This window comes from Serratia sp. YWN4 (genome assembly GCF_055790845.1).
Genome location: NZ_CM147696.1, coordinates 4787286 through 4813571, shown reverse-complemented (window position 1 = coordinate 4813571; position 26286 = coordinate 4787286). Strand labels below are relative to the sequence as shown.

The following is a 26286-nucleotide window of genomic DNA, read 5'->3' as shown; positions in this document are numbered from 1 at the left end:
ATACTACAGATCTACGTTTTTACTCTGCGGTGCCCAAAATCAAATCCACCGCCCTTTCCGCCAGCATAATGGTCGGGGCGTTGGTGTTGCCGCTGGTGACCTGCGGCATCACCGAGCTGTCCACCACCCGCAGGCGTTCAAAGCCATGTACCCGCAGTTGCAGATCGGTCACCGAGTCTGCGCTGTGCTGGCCCATGCGGCAACTGCCTACCGGGTGATAGACCGTCTTGCAGAAGTTACGCACAAATTCTTCCATCTGCGCTTCGTCGTTGGTCCACTGTGGTTGCGGCATCAGCAAATCTTTAATCAGCGGTTTAAGGGCGGCGGTTTCTAAGAAACGCAGGCCAAATTTCACCGCACGTAGGCTGCCAGCCAGATCGTCCGGGTGACCGAGGTAGTTGGCCTGTAGTTTGACCGGGTCGCTTGGGTTGCGGCTGCGCAGTTGCACTTGGCCGCGGGCTTTGGGCTGTAGATAGCCGACTTTCAGCGTCATGCCGTGGATCGCGGGCAGCGGTTCACCGGGTACGTCGTCCCAACTGTCCAGCAGCGGCAGAAAGTGGATCTGCACGTCTGGCCGACCATCGCCGAGGCTGTCGGTGAAGGCGGCACCTTCGAGCACGTTAGAACTCAGCACGCCACTGCGAAACGCCATCCACTCGGCACCGTGGCGCAGTGCCTGCAAACCGCGATCGGCACCGAACAAACTGACAGGCTCGCGCATGCTGACGTTGATCGACATATGCAGATGATCGTGGAAGTTCTTGCCCACCGGCAGATCCGCCAAGGGCGTAATCCCCAACTGTTCCAGATGCGCACGCGGGCCGATGCCGGACAGCATCAGGATCTTCGGTGAGCCGACCGCGCCAGCGCTGAGGATCACTTCTTGACTCGCCCGCGCAGTGATTTCACTGCCGCCGTTCTGGCTGTAAATCACGCCGGTCGCTACGTTGTTTTCGAGAGTGACGCGGTGTACCAGCGCATTGAGCTTCACCACCAGCCGTGAGTTATCACGCACCGCTTTCAGGTAGGTGCGTGCGGTGCTGGCGCGCTCGCCCTTGTGGGTGGTGGTCTGGTAGAAACCGACGCCGTGCTGGCTTTCGCCGTTGAAGTCGTTGCGGTAGGGCAGATTTAGCTCCTGGCCTGCGCGGATAAACGCCATGCTGAGCGGGTGCCGATAGCGGTTTTCGCTGACCTGCAGCAACCCGTCACTGCCGTGATAGCCATCAGATAGGCTTTCGTTGGCCTCGGCACGTTTAAAATAGGGCAACACATCCTGATAACCCCAGCCGGTGCAGCCGAACTTTTTGGCCCAATCGTCGTAATCCTGTTGTTGGCCACGGATGTAGATCATGCCGTTCACCGAGCTGCTGCCACCCAGCACTTTGCCCTGGGCGATCTGCATACGGCGGTTGTTGGCATGGGGTTCTGGCTCGGTTTCATACGGCCAGCTTTTTTTGGCGATGATCTTGGCGACACCGGCGGGCATCTTGATAAACAGATTATTGTCGTCGCCACCGGCTTCCAGCAGCAGAACACGCGCCTGAGTACGGCGAATCAACTGCGCTGCCAGCACGCAGCCCGCTGAGCCTGCGCCGACAATGATGTAATCAAAAGTATTTTCCGACATGACTGCTTCCTGTGCGTGATGGCTGGTTATTGCAGAGTAGCGCAGCAGGAATGGTGGTCAATTTGTGATCGTTAATTTATTAACGAATATCACAATAATTTTACATTATCGATTTAAGAGAAAATTTATCTGTTTGAAATATAAAAACGCCGGATAGGTCATTAAATAATGTTGATGTTAATAATCTGTGGGAAGGGGCTTTGCAAGCGCCAAGCCCCTGGGGATTAAAGCGTTTTCAGCATGGTGACTTCGCAGTCGCCGTGGCCGGTACAGCCCATGGCGTGATTGATATGCTCGAAACCGAGATGCTCATACAGGCCGATCGCCTGTTGCAGAGTGGCGGTGGTTTCTAAATAACAGCGGCGGAACCCCTGTTGGCGGCCAAACTCTAGCGCCTGTAACGCCAAACGTTTTGCCAAGCCTTTGCCGCGTAATTCCGGCAGGAAATACATTTTCTGCAATTCGCAAACGTCGGCTTCGCCGCCTTGCAGTGGCGCAATGCCGCCGCCGCCAGCAATCTGACCGTCTAGCTCAACCACCCAGTAGGCGCTGCGTGGCTGGCTGTAGATCGGGTATAACGCGTCCAGATTGGGGTCGGAAACGGTGTAGCCTTTATCCGCCGTCAAGCCGTGCTCGGCGGAGACTGCGCGAATGACGTGAGCAATAGCGGCATTATCTTCAGCCGTTATTGGGCGCACCAGAAGACGCACTGGGGTTGCTGTGGTCATATTTATACTCGCCATTGAGAGAAACCCTGGAAGGTGACGGAATTTTGTTGTTATTACGAAATGCACCGTATTAATCATACTTTGTAATAACACCTAAGGCCGACCCTTGGCAATGGTGATAAAAAAACAGCGGGGAGAACACCCGCTGTTTTTAATCGGTTTGCTTGGCTATGCAGGCGGCAGTTACAGCGCGGCGATGGTCGCCTGCTGTTCTTGCAGCTTCACTTTGCTTTCCTGACAGGCGGCCAGGCGCTCGCGCTCTTTGGCGACGACCGCTTCCGGTGCACGGGCCACAAAGCCTTCATTAGACAGCTTGCCTCCGATAGCAGCGATTTCTGCGTCCAGTTTGCCCATCTCTTTCGTCAGGCGCGCGATCTCTGCGTCTTTATCGATAAAGCCTGCCATCGGGATCAGCAGTTCTGCACCTTCCACCAGTTTGGTGACCGATACCGGGCCTTTATCGCCAGCAGGCAGCAGGGTGATGGATTCCAATCGCGCCAGTTTTTCGATAAAGCTCTGGTTTTCCTGCACGCGGCGCTGAGCATCGCCGTTGGCGTTACGCAGCAACACTTCCAGCATTTTGCTTGGCGCGATGTTCATCTCGGCACGGATGTTACGCACCGCAGTGATCGCCTGCTTGATCCACTCCAGATCGTTCAACGCCTGTTGATCTTCCAGCGCGGCGTCGTAAGCCGGGAAGGGTTGCAGCATGATAGTGTCTGCGGTTTCGCCGGTCAGGGTTTTCACGCGCTGCCAGATGGTTTCGGTGATAAACGGAATGATCGGATGCGCCAGGCGCAGCAAGGCTTCCAGCACCGTGATCAGCGTATGGCGCGTGCCGCGCTGTTCCGCTTCGCTGCCGTTGCTGACCACCGGCTTGGCCAGTTCCAGATACCAGTCGCAGAACTGGTTCCAGGTGAATTCATACAGGATGCCGGCAGCGATGTCGAAGCGATAGGTATCCAGCGCTTCGCGGTAGGCTTTCACCGTGCGGTTGAATTCTGCCAGGATCCAGCGATCGGCCAGCGAAAGCTGCATCTCGCCGCCGTTGAAGCCACAGTCGTGCTCTTCGGTGTTCATCAGCACAAAGCGGCTGGCGTTCCACAGCTTGTTACAGAAGTTGCGGTAGCCTTCCAGGCGCTTCATGTCCCAGTTGATATCACGGCCGGTAGAAGCCAGCGCCGCCAGGGTGAAGCGCAGGGCGTCGGTGCCGTGCGGCTCAATGCCGTTCGGGAACTGTTTCTCGGTACGTTTGCGGATCTTCTCTGCCAACTGCGGCTGCATCATGTTGCCGGTGCGTTTTTCCAGCAGATCTTCCAGCGAGATGCCGTCCACCATATCCAGCGGGTCGATCACGTTGCCTTTCGACTTGGACATCTTCTGCCCTTCGTCGTCGCGGATCAGGCCGGTCATATACACAGTTTTGAACGGTACCTGCGGTTTGCCGCTTTCATCTTTGATGAAGTGCATGGTCAGCATGATCATGCGGGCAATCCAGAAGAAAATGATGTCGAAGCCGCTGACCATCACGCTGGTGGGGTGGAAGGTTTTCAGCGCTGCGGTCTGCTCTGGCCAACCCAGGGTGGAGAAGGTCCACAGGCCGGAGGAGAACCAGGTATCCAGCACGTCTTCATCCTGGTTAAGCGCGATGTCTGCACCCAGGTGGTTTTCGCTGCGCACTTCTTCTTCGGTACGGCCCACGTAAACGTTGCCATTAGCATCGTACCAGGCCGGGATACGGTGGCCCCACCACAGTTGGCGCGAGATACACCAGTCCTGAATGTCGCGCATCCAGCTGAAGTACATGTTTTCGTACTGCTTCGGTACGAACTGGATTTCGCCCTGTTCAACCGCTTCTACCGCCACTTTCGCCAGCGGCGCGGTGCGCACGTACCATTGGTCGGTGAGCATCGGTTCGATCACCACGCCGCCACGGTCGCCGTAAGGCACGGTCAGATCGTGTGGTTTGATTTCGTCCAGCAGGCCGAGTTGATCAAAGGCGGCCACCACGGCTTTACGCGCGGCAAAACGCTCCAGGCCACGGAACTCGGCCGGGATTTCGCTGCTGTAGGCCGTGCTGGCTTCGCCTAGGGTATCGAACACTTCCGCTTCCTGGCGGATATCGCCGTCGAAAGTCAGAATGTTGATCATCGGCAGGCCGTGGCGTTTACCCACTTCATAGTCGTTGAAATCGTGCGCCGGGGTGATCTTCACGCAGCCGGTGCCTTTTTCCATATCGGCATGTTCGTCACCCAGAATACGGATGCGGCGGTTCACCAATGGCAGAATGAGCTCTTTGCCAATCAGGTCTTTGTAACGCGGATCTTCCGGGTTGACCGCCACGCCGGTATCACCCAGCACGGTTTCCGGACGGGTGGTAGCCACCACCAGGTAATCTTTACCTTCGGCGGTGGTTGCGCCGTCGGCCAGCGGGTAACGCAGGTGCCACATGGAGCCTTTGGATTCACGGTTTTCCACTTCCAGATCGGAAATGGCGGTGCGCAGCTTCGGATCCCAGTTCACCAGGCGCTTGCCACGGTAGATCAGGTCTTCTTTATACAGGCGGACAAACACCTCTTTCACCGCGTTGGACAGACCATCGTCCATGGTGAAGCGTTCGCGCTCCCAATCCACCGAGTTGCCGAGGCGGCGCATCTGGCGGGTGATGGTACCGCCGGACTCAGCCTTCCACTGCCAGATCTTGTCGATAAAGGCATCGCGGCCATAATCGTGGCGGGTTTTGCCTTCTTCTGCGGCGATCTTACGCTCAACCACCATCTGCGTGGCGATCCCAGCATGGTCGGTACCGGCCTGCCACAGGGTGTTTTTACCCTGCATACGCTGGTAGCGGATCATGGTGTCCATGATGGTCTGCTGGAACGCGTGGCCCATATGCAGGCTGCCGGTGACGTTCGGCGGTGGGATCATGATGCAGAAACTTTCCTGGCTGGTATCGCCATTCGGTTTGAAATAACCCTGACTTTCCCAGTGGTCGTAAAGCTTCTGTTCGATCTGTGTTGGGTCGTAGGCGGTATCGAGATGACTGTTTGTCTTTTCCATTGTGCTTCGTTGTTCAGTAAGTTGGCGGCGTAGCCGTGGTCAAATGGAAGCCGACGCTGCGATAGGCTTTGTAACGTTCGCGCGCCAACTGTTTCAAGGTGTCTTCGTAAGGAACGAAGTCTACCACTTCATGGAAAGCAGTAGCAAAATCTGCAAACTGCGGCAGCAGGGCGATCAGCAGATCGCGTGGGGCATTGCCGCGTTTGCCGGGCCAGCACAGCTCGACCGGTGCGCCGTAGTTCGGCCCTTCACCCGCGAGGTTGTGCGGCACAAATTGGTGCGGCTCGCGCTGCCACAGCGCTTCGTCCAGCCGCTGGGCCTGCTCTTGGCTTTCACAGGCGATCAGCACCCGCTTGCCTGTGCGCCAACGTTCAGCAGCAACGGCGCAGGCCACCGCCTCGTGTGCGCTAAGTGCGCCAGCGGGGTCTGGGTGTTCAAGGAGGTAGAACGTTGCCTGTTTCATATACCCTTCATCTTTCAAGCCGCAGCTGTGTTGGCTGCCCTCCCTCACCCCAGTCACTGACTCGTGTAAGCGCCTGGGGATTCCTTCGGTTGCCGCCTTGCTGCAACTCGAAAGCTATTGGGTATAAGTCGGGTGCCTGTAAAAAATGTAAGGGCACAGCGTGCTGTGCCCTTGATGATTATACCTGAATTATGACGGGTATTTAATCGTCGCCGTTCAGACCTGCCCGATTGAGCAAAAACTGCGCCAGCAGCGCCACCGGTCGACCGGTCGCCCCTTTGGTTTTGCCGGAGCGCCAGGCGGTGCCAGCAATATCCAGGTGTGCCCAACTGTATTTGCGGGTAAAGCGCGACAGGAAGCACGCTGCGGTGATAGCCCCGCCAGGACGGCCACCAATGTTTGCCATATCGGCAAAGTTGGAATCCAGTTGTTCGTAGTACTCGTCTGCCAGCGGCAAGCGCCACGCACGGTCGCCGGATTGCTCGGAAGCGCCGATCAGTTCGTGTGCCAGCGGATTATGGTTCGACATTAAACCGGTGAGGTGGTGGCCGAGCGCGATCACGCAGGCACCGGTCAGGGTGGCGATATCAATCACCAGCTCCGGTTCGAAACGCTCCACATAGGTGAGGGTATCGCACAGCACCAGGCGGCCTTCGGCGTCGGTGTTCAGCACTTCAACCGTTTGGCCGGACATGGTGGTCAACACATCACCCGGACGATAAGCGCGGCCACCCGGCATGTTTTCACAACCCGCCAGCACGCCGATCACGTTCAGCGGCAGATTCAGTTCCGCCACCACACGCATCACGCCATACACCGTGGCGGCGCCACACATGTCGTACTTCATCTCGTCCATGCCGTCGGCCGGTTTGATCGAGATACCGCCGGAATCAAAGGTCAGCCCTTTGCCCACCAGCACGATCGGCTTAGCGTCGGGGTTGGGATTACCTTTATATTCCATCACGGACATCAATGATTCGTTTTGCGAACCGGCCCCAACCGCCAGATAGGCGTTCATCCCCAGCTCTTTCATCTGCTGTTCGCCGATGACGCGGGTGGTGATGTGGGTGCTGAACGCATCCGCCAACTGACGCGCCTGCGATGCCAGATACCCGGCGTTACAGATATTCGGTGGCATATTGCCGAGATCTTTGGCAGCTTTGATGCCGGAAGCGACAGCCAGACCGTGCTGGATGGCACGTTCGCCGCTGGTGAGTTCGCGGCGCGTTGGCACGTTGAACACCATTTTACGCAGCGGGCGGCGCGGCTCCACTTTGTTGCTTTTCAGTTGATCGAAGGTGTAGAGCGTTTCTTTGGCAGTTTCTACCGCCTGGCGCACCTTCCAGTAGGTGTTACGGCCTTTGACGTGCAGTTCGGTCAGGAAGCAGACGGCCTCCATGGAACCGGTGTCGTTAAGGGTATTGATGGTTTTCTGAATCACCTGTTTGTATTGGCGTTCATCGAGCTCGCGCTCTTTGCCACAGCCGATTAACAGGATGCGTTCGGAGAGAATGTTCGGCACATGGTGCAGCAGTAACGTCTGCCCGACTTTGCCTTCCAGTTCGCCACGGCGCAGCAATGCGCTGATATAACCATCACTGATTTTGTCGAGTTGTTCTGCGATAGGTGACAGGCGGCGCGGTTCGAAAACACCGACGACAATACAGGCGCTACGCTGTTTTTCCGGGCTACCGCTTTTTACACTGAACTCCATGCACTCTCCTGAATCTTAAAGACAACGGCGGTAGCTACGGCTAGAATGACCCACTTCGTAACGCGCTGCCGTCATTGAGTTAACTGAGTATGTTAACCTGAACTGCGTAAATGTTCTGTTTTGGCGACTATAGGGTTGTTCCTATAAGGCACCCAAACGGCTTGATGTTCTAATACTATTTTAGCTGTGAAGGTTGCCACATGATGACAAAAAATGGCGGATTAGCGATGAAACTAGCGATTTTCCTGCAAAAAGACAAGTTTTCACAGGCGTAATAAGCGTGATCATCATTAGATATCTGGTACGGGAAACGCTGAAGAGCCAAATTGCCATCCTGTTTATCCTGCTCCTGATCTTTTTCTGTCAGAACCTGGTCAGGGTGTTAGGCGATGCGGTTAACGGTAATATCCCGACAAACTTAGTATTATCCCTGCTTGCATTGGGTGTGCCGAAGATGGCGCAGCTGATCCTGCCTTTAAGCCTGTTTCTTGGCATCTTGATGACGCTTGGGCGGTTGTATACCGAAAGTGAAATCACCGTTATGCATGCGTGCGGCCTGGGTAAACGGACCCTGATTATTGCCGCTATGGTGTTGGCGCTCTTCACTTCGGCTCTGGCTGCGGTGAACGTGTTCTGGTTGGGGCCATGGGCCTCGAGCCATCAGGATGAAGTGATTGCGGAAGCCAAAGCCAACCCGAGCATTGCCGGGCTGGCAGAGGGCCAGTTCCGCCCGTCACAGGATGGCAATGCCGTGCTGTTTGTCGGTGACGTAAAAGGGAACGCCTTCAATGATGTGTTCCTGGCGCAGTTGCGCCCGAGCGGTAATCAGCGGCCTTCGGTGGTGGTGGCGGAGCACGGTGTGATTAACCAGAACCGTGATGGTTCGCAGGTGGTTACGTTGGACAAAGGCACCCGCTTTGAGGGCACCGCGCTGCTGCGTGATTTCCGTATTACGGATTTCAATGATTACAAAGCGGTGATCGGCCACCGCCCGGTGACGCTGGATAATACCCAGACTGAGCAGTTGTCGATGCGTATGCTGTGGGAGTCTGACGATCCGGATGCCACCGCCGAGTTTCACTGGCGCCTGACGCTGGTGGTTTCTGTGATACTGATGGCGCTGCTGGTGGTGCCATTGAGCGTGGTGAATCCGCGTCAGGGCCGCGTGTTGAGCATGCTGCCAGCCATCCTGCTGTATCTGATTTTTTTCCTGGTGCAGACATCGCTGCGTTCCAACGCCGGTAAAGGCAAGCTGGATCCGATGCTGTGGACCTGGCTGGTAAACGTGGCCTACCTGGTGATAGCGCTGGTACTCAACCTGTGGGATACCGTCCCGATGCGCAGACTGCGTGAACGCCTGAAAGGAGCGGCCTGATGTTTGGTGTATTAGACCGTTATATCGGTAAAACGATTTTCAACACCATCATGATGACGCTGTTCATGCTGGTATCGCTTTCCGGCATTATCAAGTTCGTTGAACAGTTGCGTAAAGTGGGCCAGGGTGACTACACGGCGCTGGGGGCGGGGGTATTTACTCTGCTCAGCGTACCGACCGATATTGAGCTCTTTTTCCCGATGGCGGCGTTGCTGGGGGCCTTGCTTGGCTTGGGGACGCTGGCTACGCGCAGCGAACTGGTGGTCATGCAGGCGGCCGGTTTTACCCGCTTGCAGATCGCCGGTTCGGTGATGAAAACGGCGATCCCGCTGGTATTGCTGACCATGGCGATTGGCGAGTGGGTCGCACCGCAGGGTGAACAGATGGCGCGTAACTACCGTGCGCAGCAGATGTACGGCGGTTCTCTGCTTTCCACCAAAAGCGGCTTATGGGCAAAAGACGGCAATGATTTCATCTATATCGAACGGGTATCTGGTGAGACTGAGCTGTCTGGGGTGAATATCTATCACTTTAACGATCAGCGCAGGCTGGAGAAAGTACGCTATGCCGCCAGCGCCAACTTCGAAGATGGCGAGTGGAAACTGTCGCAGGTGGATACGTCCGATCTGACCAACGCGAAACAGGTGACGGGCACCCAGACGCTGACCGGCGTATGGAAAACCAACCTGACGCCGGACAAGCTGGGCGTGGTGGCATTAGATCCTGAATCACTCTCTATCAGCGGGTTGCACAATTATGTGAAGTACCTGAAACAGAGCGGCCAGGAAGCCAACCGTTATCAGTTGAATATGTGGAGCAAAATTTTCTCGCCGCTCTCCGTGGCGGTGATGATGCTGATGGCGCTATCGTTTATCTTCGGCCCGCTACGTAGCGTCCCTATGGGGATCCGCGTTGTGACCGGTATCAGCTTCGGCTTCCTGTTCTACGTGCTGGATCAGATCTTCGGCCCGCTGAGCCTGGTTTACAGTATGCCGCCGGTATTGGGCGCGCTGTTGCCGAGCCTGCTGTTCCTGCTGCTTAGCATATATATGCTGCTGAAACGCAGATAGCGTTATCCATATCGTTTTAATAATGCCAGTCAGTTAACCCACTGACTGGCATTGTTTATCAGAAATTACAGCAGCCAATCCAGTAGCAGGATACCGCCCAGGCTGATCGCCCAGGCGATGGTGGTGGGCACCGACCAGACCATCATCTGTAGCTTAACGTCTTTGATCCCCATCATACGGTTCACCACCCAGAACATGCTGTCGTTAAAGTAGCTGAAGAACAGCGCGCCCATGGTTGCCGCCTGCGCGGCAGCGAGCATATTCACATCGGGCAACTGGCTGACGATAGGGGCAGAGATCGATGCAGCGGTAATCATGGCCACCGTACCAGAACCTTGTATCAGCCTGACCAGCGTCGCGATGAAAAACGGGATTAATACCGGCGTCAGCGGCAGGTTGGCGACGTGCTGGGCCAGTAAGGTGCCGGTACCACTTTCACGTAACACCGCCCCTAATGCGCCGCCTGCGCCAGTGACCAGCAGGATAATCCCCGCGGTCTGCAACCCTTCTTCCAGCCGTTCCAGCGTTTCGTGTTTATCGACTTTTGGCATCAAGGTGTAGACCGCCAGCAACACGCTGATCGCCAGAGCAATAATTGGCGAGCCAAGAAAGGCAAACGCCTGCCCCCAGAGGCTCTCGCCCAGCCAGACCATACCTTCGGCCTTTGCCAGCATATTGTTCACCGCGTTGATAAATATCAGCACGATGGGTGCCACGATCGGCAGCAGTGATAACGTCAGGCTAGGCAGTGCCTTCGCTTCTTTTTCAGCCAGATAACGCTGGTGGGCGGCGTGCAGATCCTCCGGTTCTTCATCCCGATTTTCCGGCTCAAAATCCGGGTAGCGGGTGCCAAGCCAGCGCGCATAGATAACCACACCGATCACGCAAGGAATGGCCAACACCAGGCCCGCCATCATCATGGCACCGATATCAACCCCGAAGATCGCTGCCACACCTAACGGGCCCGGTGTGGGGGGCACGGCGTGGTGAGTGAGGATCAGGCCGCCAGCCAAGGAAACCCCGAGCGTTAACAGATTGCGTTTGCCTTTTTTAGCCAGCGCTTTCACCAGCGGATAAAGAATGACGAAGGCCGAATCGACAAAAATCGGGATACTGACGATATAACCGGTGATCGCCAATGCCCATTCTTCACGCTTTTTGCCCAGCCATTTGATGAAGCTGTAGGCGATCTGTTCCGCTGCGCCAGAGACTTCCAGCACGCGGCCCATCATCACGCCCAAGCCGATCACAATCCCGATGCTGCCGAACCCTTTGGTGATGATATCGACCGTTTGTACTGCCGTCAGCCCGCCAGAAATACCGGCGATTGAGGCGGCGGCCAGCATGGCGATCAGGGCGTGAACCCGGGTGCGCAACACCAGAAAAACCAGCACGAACACGGCCACTGCCAGGCCGATGATAGGGGTATAAAGTGCCATAATCAGCTCCCCGCTTGCAGCATTTCATCGCGCATAAAGGCACGGATGATCTGCTGGAAGTCTTCATCGACAGAGAACCCTAACGCCAGCGCACGCCGAACGTCGAAGTTACCCGGCCAACTGGCCACGATCCGGTTGATGGCTTCATCCGGTGTAAAGCTGACCCGTTCACGAGCCTGCTCCCCGGCCACCACGCTCAAGGCGTGCAACATCTGTTGGACGGTGACGCTGATGCCGGGCAGGTTGACGGTGCGAGAAGCGCCGAACTGCGTGGCAGAAAGCCGAGCGGCATGAATAAAGTTACGCACTACGGTGCCGGGGCTGGATAACCACAAGGCCAGATCGGGGGAAACCGGGCAAACCGACGATTCGCCATGCAGTGGTTCACGAATAATACCGCTGGCGAACGACGAGGCGGCTTTATTCGGCTTGCCGGGGCGCACGCTGATGGTGGGCAAGCGCAATACCCGCCCATCGACAAATCCTTTGCGCGAGTAGTCGTTGATCAGTAGCTCACACAGGGCTTTTTGCGTGCCATAGGAGGACTGCGGCTGCACGGCGCAATCATCGGTGACGATTGACGGGAGTTTGCCGCCAAACACCGCGAGCGAACTGGTGAAGATAAATTTCATTGCCGGAGCATTATGCCGCGCGGCTTCTACTAGCTGGCGAGTGGCGTCGAAGTTGACCTGCATACCGAGATCGAAATCGCTTTCCGCATGGCTACTGACGATAGCGGCCAGATGGAACAGCACGCTGCAATCACGGTCAATCAGCTGGTTGGCGGCACCGGGCTGCGCCAGATCAAGCGCCAGGCAGCGCACGCGCGGATCGTCCACTGGCGTGTTGGGCTGTTGAATATCCGCCAGAATCAATTCACTGAAGGGCAGCGTATTCTCCTGCAATAATGCGCTGGCTAAACGCTGACCCAGAAAACCTGCTCCACCGGTAATGATGACCTTCATGGTTTTGTCCTTTCCCTTCAGGGAGGTTGTTGTTATCAGAGGTTGATGTTGTGCAGCCGCAAACCGCGCTCTTTAAGCTGTTGCAGTGCATCGGTTGGCAGTGCGGCATCGCAGACGATGTCGTCGAGCGCCGTTAGGGGGCAGACGCGGAACATGCCGTACTTGCCGTATTTACTGCTGTCGGAGACCAGCACCTTGCGCCGTGCGACGTCCAGCAGTGCCTGTTTCACCAGGACTTTCTCTTCGTGTGGTGTGGAAAGGCCATGCTCCAGATCCCAGGAACTGGTGCTGATAAAGGCGATATCGATATTCAGGGTGCGCAGCAGCATGGCAGCGCTGCTGCCTGCACAGGAAAAGTTGCGTTGATCGACGCGCCCACCGGTATGAAACAGATTGAGCTGCGGGCGATTCATCAGGTGCTGAATGATGGAAAAATCGTTGGTGACGATGGTCAGATTGAAGCGTTCCGCCAGATGGCGGGCGATCTCGAAGCTGGTGGTGCCTGCATCCAGATAAACTACCTGGCCATCTTCCACCATCGCTGCGGCATATTTGCCGATGGCCCGTTTCTGCCGGTGATGCAACTGGGCTTTTTCTTTATAGGCCAGTTCCTGGCGTAGCGCGTCGCTCAGGCGCACGCCACCGCTGACGCTGATCACTTTGCCTTCTTCTTCCAGTTGATGAATATCGCGCCGAACAGTCATGTGTGAAACGCTCATCAACTCGGCCAAAGCCACAATGGTGACCAACTGATATTCATGCACATGGCGATAGATAAAATCACGGCGTTCCGATGGGATCATGCTCTCTCCTCGGCAGCTGCGGGTGGCTGGCGATGTTGCCGCGCAATGGCTGTTATTTTTTGTTATGGAAGTTAATGTTTAATCATCTGATTTAACAATTAAACGATGGGTGTCACAGAAGACTCGAACTGTATTTTTAATAAAATATTTTATATTCAATTGGTTAATTTTTTTTCTGGCGGTTTTACAGGTAACAGGAGACTGTGATGAATAATGTGATGTGTAACAACAAGAAGTGATGTTGCCTAGGGGATTACCCACCTTCAGGACTTGATAGCGTACCTTCTGCTTGGCCGTCATCTATGAACGTAGCAATCAAAGTGGGGCTGATAAATAAGCAAAGTGCGCAGGGAAAATAGCCGAGTGACGTTTTTTTCAACATTCAACTCATTGAATGCTTGATAAGTGTTGCACGAGAGAAGCGGGAAGGTATAATGCCCACGTTTTCCGCATACTGCTTCCAGTGCCGAAGTGGCGAAATCGGTAGACGCAGTTGATTCAAAATCAACCGTTGAAAGACGTGCCGGTTCGAGTCCGGCCTTCGGCACCAACAGTATGTAAATAGACCTCAACTGAGGTCTTTTTTTATGCCTGAAATCCAGTATTTACCTACCTTTCCCGCTATATTAATTCTCTCAGTTGTTACCCGGATCTCGCGCACTTTGGGGCGCTCTAGCGGCTTACGCCGCTATGACCCCTTCGGCACGCTCTCCCTAATAACCGGCTTTGTCAGCAGTCTGTTAAATAGCCTTTTAATTTTTTTTGGTTATTATCTGGCCGTATAGAATGAAAAGCGAGCAGGCAGGTTTTAATGAGCGGTTTATTAAACGAAATGCATGACAACCGATTCATGTTGTTTATGCTGCCACTCAATCAAAAGATGTGATCTACCTACAGGATAGAGAGACAGACGCTATGCGAATTCGGACTCAAATAAATACGTCTTATATAAATCCAGTTGGCGTCAGTTCGGAGCTAGACCCTGAATGACTGGCGGAATGTGACTGGTTGCCAACGTATCATTCAACCATGAATTCAAACGGTGTGAATGTCATAATCGCCCGCCAGAATAATGGCGGCATCGGATCGCGGTCATTGCAGGAGGCATGTTTCCCCTTCAGAAGATGCACATGGGGACATGGTGGGCCAATTCAAAGTGCCTGATTCAGGGGGTGTTTTTTTGACGAAAAATAAATAGCCAGCAACGGAGGTAGGTCCGGGAAATTCAGTGCAACACTTTAGTTAATTTTATGTTATAAAAAATCACATAAATAAAATTATCTCTCCCAACACTAAATAGGCATAAGTGCAAATTTGTAAATAAACCTTTGGTGTCCATCGAGTTGATGATAGTTATTGATAATCATCATATTCATATCTTAATTTGTTGATAAATTTTCTCGCTATTTGAGTTAGAGGGAAGCGCTGAGAGTAAATAAAACTATAGTCAATATCGGGTAATGCCTCTTTTATCGAGATAGGGTGTAAATCTTTATTGAAATAGGGAACTTTGAGCATTTCTTTTGCACCCACGGTAAGATAATCTTCATTTAATACCATTTGCAATGCCGTGAGCATGGTATTGGAACGTACCACGGTTGTAGCTCTTTCGTAATCATCAAGGAAAAGTTTCGAGTTTAGCATGTCATAATAACCAATTTTTGATGAGGGTAGGCACCAGTTGGCATATTTCAAATCCTCCAGTGAGGTGGAGTTTGCTAGTGGATGTTTCTTGTTTGTAAAAATATGAACCGATGTCTTAAAAAATGGCTCTATAGTGATATCACTAAGTGTAATATCTGAAGATATAGCATCGATAATAAAATCCAACTCGCCTTCACGCAAGGCAGGAAGCAGTTCGGATACCTGCCCCTCGGTGATATAGATTTTTACATTAGGATAACGCTGCTGAAACCTCTGTATTGAGGATGACAGGATCGTGAAAGGTAATAATGAGGAACATCCTAACGTTACAGCACCTTGCGATGCTCCATTGATGATTTCGATCTCATTAACGGCTCGTTCCAGTTCTTTCATGATGAGCTGCGCACGTCTTTCGAAAATTCGTCCCATCTCTGTGAGAACAATGCCACGGCTGCCCCGAATAAATAATGGGCTGCCTAATGTTTTCTCGAGTTCTTTTATCGCTCTCGTAACACCTGGCTGAGTTTGCTTGAGTTCAATCGCTGCCGCACGAATGCTGCCACATTCGATTATCTTTAGAAAAATATTAATCTGGTGAATTTTGGGTAAGCGTGTCATGAGAAATCTATCCATTTCTATTACATTCCATCTGCAACATAGTAAAATTAATAAGAAATTTTTCTGATGTTTTTATCGGTGCGAATTAACTTGGTTTTAACTGGGCTTTCTGGAGTGCTTTACTCCATGCTGATTAAAGTGAGTTGCATAAAAACATGATGGAATACACTATATTGATTAAAATGTTATCTCATGTAACCAAATAATTAGCTTTGCTTTCAAAAGGGAATAAATAGCGGGTGAAGCGTCCGAATTCCCAACTTACTCATTGCCGAGCGCTTATAATGACTGATGGTTTTATAATTAAGAGAAAGCTCTTTTGCAACTTGCGAAATGCTTTTACCATGTAATAATTTTTTGAGTATCGTTAATTCACGTGCAGAGAGCACGCAAGTTACGTTGGTTACCGGTTTGTTTAATGCTCTCTCTGGCCTGCTCACTTTTGATAGCTCACTCTGTATTTTTTCAATAGGTACGTTAGTTTCCAGAATAGTACCGATGTTATCCAATCCTTTCAGATGGCGTTTTAATGCACCGATGCATTTATCATCTGTTAAGATGATGATTTTACTCTCAGGGTGATGCAAAGGAATACGGCGGCTCAGCACATCCAATAGCTCAACAGCATTGTAATAAAGACTGCTTAATGTCAGGATGATAATGTCCAGGCTGGTATTCATGATTAACATATCTTCAGCTTGCTCAAGGCTGCTGACGTTAACGATCATGTTAATTTTTGAATCAGTATAATGGGATTTTAATAACCCGATGATCCCAATTCGAGTAAATTCACAGGGACACTGAAGTAATATTTTTATACTTTCCATGTTTATTATTCCTTATATTCACGAGTATATTGAGCTGTGAAATGGTGGTTTTCCCCACTGGTAATAGGTTGCCTCTTTGACGTGTGTCTAACCAATTTTTATTATGTATATATTTTTAGAGCAATAATGAAATTTACTGTGTCTGAGAGCATCCCTGTTTTTTGTATGGAAAAAAAACCTACGGAGGGAAAAAATTTCCCCCTCTAGTGACGTAAATGCACTATAGGATTTATCTCGGGTAGTGGGAAGATGATATTTTGTTTAGTGTGATGCTAAAAAAGCATTTGTTAGTTAAATGCATTATTAAACAGAATGATAAAAAAATAATTTCAATTAAAATTACTGGGATTTACATGAAATCACTAAATTTGGTAAAAAAACGGCATTTTTACGTGTGCTGTAAGCCCCGGTAGCGGAGAAACGTATTTATGCCGGTATTTAACGCTCTACCACGGTACTTCACCGATTAATGGCACACTGTAATGCAGACTATTTACTGGAAATACTCAGTCAGATAGTCTCCAGGCCTGTCAATAGAATAAATTAGCGGTGTTCGATGAGGTCAGCATATTTCCTCACTATTCATAAGTGTTGCTGGTGGCGACTTGGGGGCTATCATAGTTCCACGATCAATGGTGGAGCGCGGCTGCAACTGATAGGCGCATGTTTCATCCCTACCTAAGCAGGGCTCAAATTAAAGCCTGTACTTTCAGGCACGTTGTCGTGTAGATGTTTAATCTCTGCCGCAATAATCCTGAGTGTGCAGGTCAGCTTATTTTCTGAATCACCTGTTTACTGCATTCCAGGCGAATTTCGCTGATCAAATGTTTGGCTAACGGTGTCAAAGACGCATCTTGACGATAGAGTAGGCTGTATTGACCATCGGGAAATTTTTCTTTCACTGGAATGGTGCAAAATTGCTTGCTCATAAAGTCAATATCGAGCATCGCCAGCGGAGCAATGACCAGGTAATCTGCCTCCAGCACTAATCGTTCACCTACAGTAAAGGAATCCCCCTTCAATACCATGTTCTCAGGCCCCTTTCCTGAAGGAAAAAGGAGCGCTTCAAGATGGCTGTAATACCCGGCGTCCGCTACGGGTAAATACCACTTGGCATTGCGTAATTCTGCGAGGGAAGTACAGTGCGCTAAAGGATGTCCTTTCCTGGCGACCACGGCAAATGGGCAGGTCATCAAGGGTTCTTCAACAAACTCACCCAGGGAGATCTCTTCGGAAATGATGCCGATAAAAAAGTCCAGTCTACCGACTCGCAGCGACGGTAATAGCTCAGATTGTTGCCCTTCAAAAAGAGAGATTTGGGCTTTGGGATAAGTTTTATTAATACGCTGTATAACACTAGGAATAATCCTCAGTGTTTTGAGATGAGAGCAGCCGAATGCAACGGTTCCATGCTGTGATTGATTCATTTGTTTTATTTCGTCTACAGCACGTTCTAACTCATATAGCACCAACTTCATCCGTTTTTCGAAGATCCTTCCGGCATCAGTCAGGACGATACCGCGGGTTCCTCTCACCATTAACGTTGCGCCGAGCGTTGCTTCGAGCTCCTGGAGAGTGCGGGTTATACCAGGCTGTGTCTGGTTCAGGGCTTTTGCGGCGGCCCGGATGCTGCCATGCAGAATAATGGCTTCGAAGACTCTTAGATGATTTATTTTGGGTAAGTATGGCATAAGGCACCTTCCGCATCGTTTAAGAAGAAAACAATGAAGCATCCATGCGCCCACACCCCGCTAAGAACGGGGGAATATGCCAAAAAGTATAGCAGGGAGTTGTTTGATCGGAAGATCGGCCTGTGGCGAAAAAGCCCTTAATTCATAAGCTCCCCTTCCAACGCTGCAAATGCGCCGCGAATCTCGTCCTCGGGCAAGTCGATTCCAATAAACACCAGCGTGCTCTGGCGCTGTTCGTCCGGTAACCACTCGCGATCCCAATCGGCGTTATACAAACGTTGTACGCCTTGGAACAACAAGCGGCGCGATTCGTCTTTAATCGACAAAATACCTTTATAGCGCAACAGATTATCGGCGAATTTCAACAGCAAGCCTTCCATCACCGCAGAGATCTGCATCAGTTCCAACGGTTGATCGTGATACATCACAATCGACCGGATATTATTCTGTGGCTGCGGGATACGCCGAAACAGCGGGGCCGGAGGAACCACGTTCAGGCGATCGTTAAGCACAAACCCCTCAATATCGAACAAGACAGCCAGATCGATCTCACCATGGGTGACGTTATAAATCGGTGCGCGGGCGTTCATTAACTGCAAACGCTGGATCAGTGCTTCGTTGTTGGGTGCCACATCGGTTTTGGTCAGCAAAATACGGTCGGCATAACCGACCTGTGCCTGCGAGAGGGTGAACTGGCTCAGTTGCTGATCGGCATGCACTGCATCCACCAGCGTGATGATGCCGTCCAGCAGAAAACGTTCGCAGATGACGTCGTGCGAGAAGAAAGTCTGGGTAATCGGGCCGGGATCGGCCATGCCGGTGCATTCGATGATCAGCCGATCAAACTCCAGTTGGCCTTGATCACGCGCATCCAGCAAGTCGAGTAGCGCATCCGCCAGTTCGTTGGATTTGCTGCAACAGATACAGCCGTTGCTGAGGGTGGTGATGCGGCTGGCGCGATCGCCAATCAGGGCGTTGTCGAACGGCACTTCACCGAATTCGTTTTCAATGACGGCAATCTTGTAACCGTGGTTTTCGTTCAGAATGTGGCGCAGCAGGGTGGTTTTGCCCGCACCCAAAAAGCCCGTCAGGATGGTGACTGCGATGGGTTTCATCTCTTGTCCTTATTGATGTTCACTAACAGCAGCGCATGCCACCTTTGCCATTGCCACCGTAGCGGGCTTCCTGGCGTTCACGGAAGAACTCTTTATAGGTCATCATCGGTTTGTCCGGATGGTTATCTTTCATGTGCTGGACATAGGTATCGTAGTCAGGCACGCCCACTAACATGCGTGCTGCCTGCCCGAGATATTTACCTGCCTGGCCAAGGTTGCCGAACATGGTTCTTCTCCAAAGAAAAATACCCTCTACCCTTCGTCTTTCAAACCACAGCGTTGTTGACTGCGTTCGTGAACCCCAGTCACTGACCTGAGTCAGCTCCTGGGGATTAACGATCTTGTCGCCTAGCTGTGGCTTGAAATCCATTGGGTATTAATTAGCTTTCATTATGCAGGGTATCTATTAAATCACCATCAGTGGTGCGACGAAACTTTGACGCCACCCTCAGGAACCGGCACGTATGGCGTTTCCTGATCGGTTCGTTGCGGGTTTTTGTACGCTGCCATGGCGGTTTTGATGCCAAAGAAGATGATGCTGTACACCACCAGCAGGAACAGGATGCTCAAACCGGCGTTGGTGTAGTTGTTCACCACGATATGATTCATGTTGGCAATCTGCTGTGCGGTCAGTTCGGTACCGCCGTCGGCGATTTTGCGTTTGTACTCCTTGGCCAGGAACAGAAAACCTTCCAGTTGCGGATTATCGCTGAACAGCTTCAGGCCAAGTGCGTAGGTGGTACAAATCAGCAGCCAAATGGCCGGAACCACGGTCACCCAGATGTACTTGGCGCGTTTCATCTTAATCAGCACCACGGTTGCCAATACCAGCGCCACCGCAGCCAGCATCTGGTTGGAGATACCAAACAGCGGCCACAGGCTTTTCACGCCGCCGAGTGGATCAACCACACCCTGATACAGCAGGTAGCCCCACAGGCCAACGCAGCCCGCAGTGCCCACCATACCGGCAACCAGCGAATCGGTTTTCTTCAGGAACGGTACAAAGTTGCCCAGCAGATCCTGCAACATAAAGCGGCCGGAACGGGTGCCCGCATCCAGAGCGGTCAGGATGAACAGCGCTTCAAACAGGATGCCGAAGTGGTACCAGAAGCCCATATTCGCGCCAGGAATGATCTGGTGGAATACGTGAGCAATCCCCACCGCTAAGGTGGGTGCGCCACCGGCACGGTTCAGCACCGAAGGTTCGCCGATGTCTTTGGCGGTTTGCAGGATCTGTTCCGGGCTGATCACAAAGCCCCAGGAACTGACGGTTGCCGCGGCATGGGCGGTCACGTCACGCAGAGAGGCCATGATCATGGGGGCATCTTCGGTTCCCAAGCGGTGCAGGTCTGGCATGGTGATGCCGAGCGCCGCCGGTGGGGTGTTCATGGCAAAGTACAGGCCAGGCTCGATGATCGAAGCCGCTACCAGCGCCATAATCGCGACGAAGGATTCCATCAGCATCGCGCCGTAACCGATAAAGCGCGCATCGGTTTCGTTGGCCAGCAGTTTGGGTGTAGTACCGGAAGCGATCAGCGCGTGGAAGCCAGAAACGGCACCGCAGGCGATGGTAATAAACAGGAACGGGAACAGGGTGCCTTTCCACACCGGGCCGGTGCCATCCACAAACTGCGTCACCGCTGGCATTTTCAGGTCTGGGTTGAGGATCACGATACCGATCGCCAGCCCGACGATAACGCCGATTTTCAGGAAGGTCGCCAGATAATCGCGCGGTGCCAGGATCAGCCACACTGGCAGCAGGGCGGAAATAAAGGCATAGCCGATCAGGGTATAGGTGATGGTGGTGTCTTTAAAGGTCAGCGCCGGGCCCCAGTAAGGGTCATGGGCGATCACGCCGCCAAACCAAATGGAGGCCACCAGCAGCACGATACCAATCACTGACACTTCACCCACACGGCCAGGGCGCAGGAAGCGCATATAGATGCCCATAAACAGGGCGATTGGCACGGTAGAGCAGACGGTAAACACGCCCCACGGGCTTTCTGCCAGGGCTTTCACCACGATCAGCGCCAATACCGCCAGGATGATGATCATAATCAGGAAGCAGCCAAACAGCGCAATGGTGCCGGGTATCGGGCCCATTTCCTTTTTGATGATCTCGCCCAAAGAGGCACCGTTACGGCGCGAGGAGATAAACAGCACCATAAAGTCCTGTACCGCTCCTGCTAACACCACGCCGCCTAGCAGCCACAGCGTGCCGGGCAGGTAGCCGACCTGTGCCGCCAGCACCGGGCCAACCAGCGGGCCAGCACCGGCGATCGCCGCAAAGTGGTGGCCGAACAGCACGTTCTTGTTGGTTGGCACATAGTTCAGGCCATCATTATTCACCACCGCCGGTGTAGCGCGAGTGGCGTCCAACTGCATCACCTTGGTGGCGATATAAAGGCTGTAGTAGCGATACGCCACCAGATACACCGCCACCGAAGCCACGATGATCCACAGCGCACTGATGCTTTCGCCACGGCGTAATGCCACCACGCCCAGGCAGGAAGCACCCAGTATTCCTAATAATATCCATGGGATATGTTTTAAAATTCCCTCGCGTTTCATTGAGGTGTCCTTATTCCTATCTGCAAAAAATGAGTGATCAATCTGGTTATTTGTTATTGCAGGCAAACAGCGCCTGTTGTCGGACATTGGTGTTGTAGCGTCTTCCCCGGTGTTAAGGGGCAGGTAGAGGAACAGCTCATCATCACTAGCCTGGGGAGGGGAATACATCTGATTTTCAGTCAGCGGTTTCATACGCTGACGAACGGTTGGAATTGCAGGATGAGTGGTTTCTATCAATGAGGCAGAGGTGTTAAGCCAGTGGCTAAAAGAGAGACGCAGCTCACAAAAACCGCGTCCTTGCTCGGTTATTCGACGTCAGGTGGAAACGCCAATTATCCAGATCGCCCATTGTGAGCGCTGTGTATGGCGTATTACAGGGTGGCTTTTACCTGGCCATGAAAATATTCGCCATGCTCGGTAGCAACTTGATGCGCGCGAGGTTTCTTGAACAACACGCCAAATACAGTCTGTAAAGCAGAACTTTCTCTCTGTGGGGACAAGGTATTCAGCGATGGAGATAATTTTTTATCCATCTTTCTTTTATTATCATTATCCGTTAACAGAGGGGTCAAGGAGCGAACATTGAGCTTGGCGAGTGCTGAGCGCTTATGACAGCTCACCGTTTTTTCGCTAATGCCGAGTTCCTTGGTTATCTGAAGGATTGATTGCTCGTTCAATATCCGGTGCAGCACGATCAACTCACGTGGTGTGAGCGTGGTCGAGGTCGGTTGAGAATACTGATACATGTCAGTAGACATTAAAGCTGCATTTTGCAACTGTTGCTGTAACTGCTTTATTGACATTGAAATATCTATAAATGCCCAGGCGTTTTTTATATTGCCAAGGTAGGGTTGCAACTTATTTATATAGGCAATATCGCCGATGAATAATATCCTGCTTCTTAGCGCTACTTTGTGCAAACGCTCACAAACCAGATTGATCAACGAAACGGAATTATCGTTATTATCGCTTAATACGATGATGACGATATCTCCAGACGTCAAATTACTGACATTGGATTCGAAACCTTCTTGGGTATTGCCGCTGTCAATAAAATTAACACTTTCAGCGAAGGAGGTATTGTTAATTAACGTTCCTAAGCCAATGCGCGTGAAGTGGCAAGCGCATTGCAGCACAATCTTTTTTTGATTCATGACTTAATCCTAAAACTTTGAGCAAATCTGAAATGGTTTTTTATCAGGCCAGAGGGGTAATAATAAAGTTTAACCCGTAGTGTTCTGTTTTAACGAGGTGATTGCAGAGGATAAAGAGTATTACGTTCAATGCTAGCTCCACCGATAGGGCGCACTATAAGAGTTATCTTGTGCCCTGGGGAGATGATATTTTGTTGGGCGTTATACGTATATTTATTATTTGAAAATAAATTGATAAAAAACAATTTGATAGAGTTAATTTTGCAAGGTTGGAGTGCTGGTCGGTAATAAGCCATCATATTTATAAGGGTAATAGCCCATACCGCCGGTATGGGCTGGTGAAATAATCAGAAACGCCAGGTAAAGCCCGCATTAACGCGGTTATCCTGGTGATTTTGTGAGAGCAAACCACCATAGCCCAGCGACAGGGCTGCATTCTTGCCAACGGCGACTTCTGTGCTGGCTTTCAGCACCGCGCCATCGCGGGATACCGGCACGCTGTTGACCACAAACGATGAGTTGCTGCCGCTGAACATCAACCCGGTAGCGCGATCCAACTCGCCATACTGGTGTTGCCAGCCCAACTCGCCACGCAGCGTAACGGCTTGCAGCCGGGTGTCAGCACGTAACCCCAGCGTTGAAACCGTTGCGTCAGTGTGCTGCTTATCTCCGCGTAGTGCAGCGGCACCACCACTTTCAGCAATACCGTTGTTCTGGAAATTGCTGTAAGCCAAGTTGGCAAAGGGCTCAAGGTTAACCTCCGCAACCTTGCTGCTGTAACCTACCTCGGCGAACAGTTGCTGGGTGCGGGCACTGTACTTGGCCGCAGCGTTGTCAGACTGCGCGCCATAGTTGATGGTGCGGGCGGTATCAATGCGGTGCCAGGTGTAGGTACTGCCAGCCCGCAATGCCAACTCACCAAGCTGCTTACTGCCGTATGCCCCCAGGTGATAGTTGTCGCTGTTGGCGTTAGAACCGTAGCCGCCATCTAGCGAAGTCCGGGTGTAGCCTGTCGCCATACCTAACTGCCAGTCTTCGGCATAGACAGAGTCCAGCCCCATCAGAACCCCGTAGGTTGATGCCTGATAGCCGGTGGCGTGAACGTTACCGGAGGCGTGGTCCCAGGCTCCTAGCAGTTGCGCCCAGGCACCGCCTTCGCTCACTTTAATCTCCGGCGAACTGGCCAGCCCTGCGGCCTGGCGTAACCGTCCGTTCAATGCTTCGCGCAGGTAACGGCTGTCATTCATCTGGGCTGAAGCGATATCGGCATGGATTTGCCCCGACAGTTGGCGAAACGCCTGCCGAGCTTCCCAAGGTGTGCTGCTGGTCAGAAGGCTTTCGTACACCGGGTTGCCCGCTCCCAGCGTCTCGGCGGCGTGGGCAACGGCGCGTTCGTTCTGCGTTTGTGCCACATCGGCAAAGGCGGTGGCGTTGCGGCCCACGTTCAGGATCGCCTGATTAGCTTGATAGTTCAGCGTGCTGCCAAGGAACAGATAATCCGGTTGCACGCTGTCAAACTGCCCGCTGATGCCTTGCTGTGCGGTCAGGATGGTGTATTGCTGGCCCAGCAGGCTGCGTACTTCGCTTTGGCTGAGCAGGTTGCCCCGGTTCTCCAGCGAAACATCAACTTCACCGCCGTTCAGCACCGCAACCCCGGCGCTCTGGATCAGATCGCTACGCCCGTCGGCGGCGACTTCGACGGCATAGTGCGCGCCAGGCTGGAAGGTGACGTTATTAGCCACTTGCAAGGTGCCGATCGAGTTACCCGGAGCGATCACTGCCCCAGACCGCGCGCTCAACGCGCCAACCGTGCCGGAGCCGCCGAGCAAAGCGCCATCATCGATCGTGACGGCAGAGTTACCATGATAACCATTGACGATCAGCGCGCCACCGGCGATCTCTGTTGCACCTGAAAAGCTGTTGTTGCCAGTGAGTTCGAGGATCCCCGAACCGTTTTTCACGAAATTGCCGTTACCGGCGATATCATTGTTCCAGGCGTCATAGGCGCTAAAGCCGCCTTGGCTGGCGTCCATAGTGACGGCAACGTTGCCGTTGAAGGCACCATATCCGTCGGCGGCGGCATAGAGATTGAGGCGTGCCCATCCCGAGCCGTTATCCAGCGCGTGGCCGGATTCGATTTCCGTGGTGGCGAGCACCTCGCGCCGCTGTTCGGCGCTCAGATAAGGGAAACGGCTGGCGATCAGCACTTCGGCCCCTTCCGGCACCACGGGGGCGAGATCGGTGGGGCCGATCGGATCCAGGCCGTAAGTCAGGCGATAGGTGTAATCGGCCTTGTTACGCGCCGCCTGCTGCAAACGTTCCGCTTGGTCTGCGGCGGAACAGGCTGCCAGCGTGGTGCCGCACCCTTGTTCCAGCAACGCGCGCAGATCCGTTTGCGCCGCTGCCATCAAGGCTTGAAAATCGTTAGTGGTGGTGATTGGCCCACCCAAGATCCCCGAGATGCTTTTCCCCAAATAATCCGGGTTATTGTTGAGGATTTGCGCCATGGCGTAGGTGGTCATAATGCGCGCACCGATAACGTCCAGCGCATAGTGAGCGCCCAGCGTGACGCGGCTGTTGCCGTATTCAGAGCCACGCAGGAGGAACTCCTGAAAACGTTCCGGTACCATTTCTGCAAACAGATAGGTGCTAGCAAAGCCGAAAGCGGTATGGCCGCTGGGAAAAGAGGCGTTTCCTTTGAGGGTTGGCAGGATGGATACCGCGCTGTCGGTCTGGGCACCAAAGAAATCGAGCGCGCTGAAGCTGTCGATCCTGTCTGGCGCAACCTGCACCGGGCGCGAATTACCGACCGTATTACGGTTTTCTACCGAAGGGCCATAGGCTAGATCGTAGACGTTATACACCCCACCCTCCGGCAGGCTGATGCCGGTGGCTTGCATCGCCGGGTTACCGTTGGGGCTGCCATTGGCGAAATAGTTTTTGGCAAAGCTCGAATCTATTTGGATCAGCGCATTCACCTGCGAGAACAGTGCCGCGAAGCTCGGGGAAAATGTGCTGGCCTTATAGGTTGCCGCGTTGATGCTGTTATTCGCAGCAAAAATTTCATACATCTTCGGCCCCAGCGCATTGGCTACCAGCAGGCCGTTGTCCATGGAGCCAATCAGTGCCGCTATCGTATTGTCTGCAATGGCTCTGGCGCGCTGGGCGGCAGAAGAGTTGTTGTTGATGGCGATTGAGGTGTTGAGGTTTTCGGTCAGGGCATTACGCCCCTCCACGCCGTTGTTAAGCTGGCTGAAGCCTGCGATCAGCTCTGTTGCCTTGATCGTGCGGCTATCCACTGAATAGGCGGGTGCGACAGAAACAATCACGGCAATAGCGATTGCAGAGAGCGCTGCATTTTTTAGCATTACTAATCTTCCCTAATAAACCTATGAATTATCGAGGCAATTTATTAGCAGCTT

The 26286-nt window shown here is 52.9% G+C and carries 18 protein-coding genes and 1 tRNA gene; 3 read left to right on the top strand and 16 right to left on the bottom strand.

Annotated elements, in window-relative coordinates:
* Positions 1-19: 19 nt before the first annotated feature.
* From ACX9GT_RS22190 to pepA, 5 genes are all read right to left on the bottom strand, one after another.
* Complete coding sequence (locus tag ACX9GT_RS22190; protein ID WP_473188745.1) at positions 20-1627, bottom strand: GMC family oxidoreductase; 1608 nt, start codon at positions 1625-1627, stop codon at positions 20-22.
* A gap of 224 nt (positions 1628-1851) precedes the next feature.
* Positions 1852-2355 (bottom strand): GNAT family N-acetyltransferase, encoded by a 504-nt coding sequence (locus ACX9GT_RS22185; RefSeq protein ID WP_473188744.1) that lies wholly within the window; start codon positions 2353-2355, stop codon positions 1852-1854.
* A 183-nt stretch (positions 2356-2538) separates the two neighbouring features.
* Complete coding sequence (locus tag ACX9GT_RS22180; RefSeq protein WP_473188743.1) at positions 2539-5415, bottom strand: valine--tRNA ligase; 2877 nt, start codon at positions 5413-5415, stop codon at positions 2539-2541.
* A gap of 13 nt (positions 5416-5428) precedes the next feature.
* On the bottom strand, positions 5429-5878 hold the full coding sequence (locus tag ACX9GT_RS22175; RefSeq protein WP_473188742.1) for a DNA polymerase III subunit chi: 450 nt from the start codon (positions 5876-5878) through the stop codon (positions 5429-5431).
* A 202-nt stretch (positions 5879-6080) separates the two neighbouring features.
* Entirely contained in the window at positions 6081-7592 is a 1512-nt protein-coding gene (pepA, locus tag ACX9GT_RS22170) for a leucyl aminopeptidase (RefSeq protein WP_473188741.1), read from the bottom strand.
* Positions 7593-7872: 280 nt separating this feature from the next.
* On the opposite strand from pepA, the gene lptF reads away from it, so the two are divergent.
* Together lptF and lptG are read left to right on the top strand one after the other, a co-directional pair.
* Positions 7873-8967: an LPS export ABC transporter permease LptF gene (gene lptF, locus ACX9GT_RS22165; protein ID WP_473188740.1), complete on the top strand. Its 1095-nt coding sequence runs from the start codon at positions 7873-7875 to the stop codon at positions 8965-8967.
* Positions 8967-10037, top strand: a complete 1071-nt coding sequence (gene lptG / locus ACX9GT_RS22160) for an LPS export ABC transporter permease LptG (RefSeq protein WP_473188739.1) — start codon at positions 8967-8969, stop codon at positions 10035-10037. Before lptF ends, lptG begins: the two co-directional genes overlap by 1 nt.
* Positions 10038-10102: 65 nt before the next feature.
* On the opposite strand, the gene ACX9GT_RS22155 is transcribed toward lptG, so the two are convergent.
* From ACX9GT_RS22155 to ACX9GT_RS22145, 3 genes are read right to left on the bottom strand one after another with little or no spacing between them, the layout of a single operon-like run.
* Entirely contained in the window at positions 10103-11479 is a 1377-nt protein-coding gene (locus ACX9GT_RS22155) for a GntP family permease (protein WP_473191666.1), read from the bottom strand.
* Positions 11479-12441 carry a D-erythronate dehydrogenase gene (gene denD / locus ACX9GT_RS22150; protein ID WP_473188738.1) on the bottom strand — a complete coding sequence of 321 codons (963 nt, stop codon included), beginning with the start codon at positions 12439-12441 and terminating at the stop codon, positions 11479-11481. The genes ACX9GT_RS22155 and denD overlap by 1 nt, the downstream gene beginning before the upstream one ends.
* Before the next feature lie 35 nt (positions 12442-12476).
* Positions 12477-13244: a DeoR/GlpR family DNA-binding transcription regulator gene (locus tag ACX9GT_RS22145; protein WP_473188737.1), complete on the bottom strand. Its 768-nt coding sequence runs from the start codon at positions 13242-13244 to the stop codon at positions 12477-12479.
* 465 nt (positions 13245-13709) lie between these two features.
* On the opposite strand from ACX9GT_RS22145, the gene ACX9GT_RS22140 reads away from it, so the two are divergent.
* Positions 13710-13794: transfer RNA gene (locus ACX9GT_RS22140), tRNA-Leu, on the top strand.
* Positions 13795-14597: 803 nt separating this feature from the next.
* Here the strand turns inward: ACX9GT_RS22140 and ACX9GT_RS22135 are convergent.
* The 8 genes from ACX9GT_RS22135 to ACX9GT_RS22100 form a co-directional block, all read right to left on the bottom strand.
* On the bottom strand, positions 14598-15506 hold the full coding sequence (locus tag ACX9GT_RS22135; protein ID WP_473188736.1) for a LysR substrate-binding domain-containing protein: 909 nt from the start codon (positions 15504-15506) through the stop codon (positions 14598-14600).
* Positions 15507-15724: 218 nt separating this feature from the next.
* Entirely contained in the window at positions 15725-16333 is a 609-nt protein-coding gene (locus tag ACX9GT_RS22130; protein WP_473188735.1) for a LuxR C-terminal-related transcriptional regulator, read from the bottom strand.
* Between the two features lie 767 nt (positions 16334-17100).
* Entirely contained in the window at positions 17101-18024 is a 924-nt protein-coding gene (locus ACX9GT_RS22125; RefSeq protein WP_473188734.1) for a LysR substrate-binding domain-containing protein, read from the bottom strand.
* A gap of 137 nt (positions 18025-18161) precedes the next feature.
* Positions 18162-19139: a GTPase gene (gene yjiA, locus ACX9GT_RS22120; protein WP_473188733.1), complete on the bottom strand. Its 978-nt coding sequence runs from the start codon at positions 19137-19139 to the stop codon at positions 18162-18164.
* Positions 19140-19161: 22 nt separating this feature from the next.
* The gene (locus ACX9GT_RS22115) at positions 19162-19365 is read right to left on the bottom strand and encodes a YbdD/YjiX family protein (RefSeq protein WP_473188732.1); all 204 of its coding nucleotides are present in this window, start codon (positions 19363-19365) and stop codon (positions 19162-19164) included.
* A gap of 191 nt (positions 19366-19556) precedes the next feature.
* Positions 19557-21710, bottom strand: a complete 2154-nt coding sequence (locus tag ACX9GT_RS22110) for a carbon starvation CstA family protein (protein WP_473188731.1) — start codon at positions 21708-21710, stop codon at positions 19557-19559.
* Positions 21711-22081: 371 nt separating this feature from the next.
* Entirely contained in the window at positions 22082-22864 is a 783-nt protein-coding gene (locus ACX9GT_RS22105; RefSeq protein WP_473188730.1) for a helix-turn-helix domain-containing protein, read from the bottom strand.
* A 347-nt stretch (positions 22865-23211) separates the two neighbouring features.
* Entirely contained in the window at positions 23212-26232 is a 3021-nt protein-coding gene (locus ACX9GT_RS22100) for an autotransporter outer membrane beta-barrel domain-containing protein (RefSeq protein ID WP_473188729.1), read from the bottom strand.
* Positions 26233-26286 lie beyond the last annotated feature (54 nt).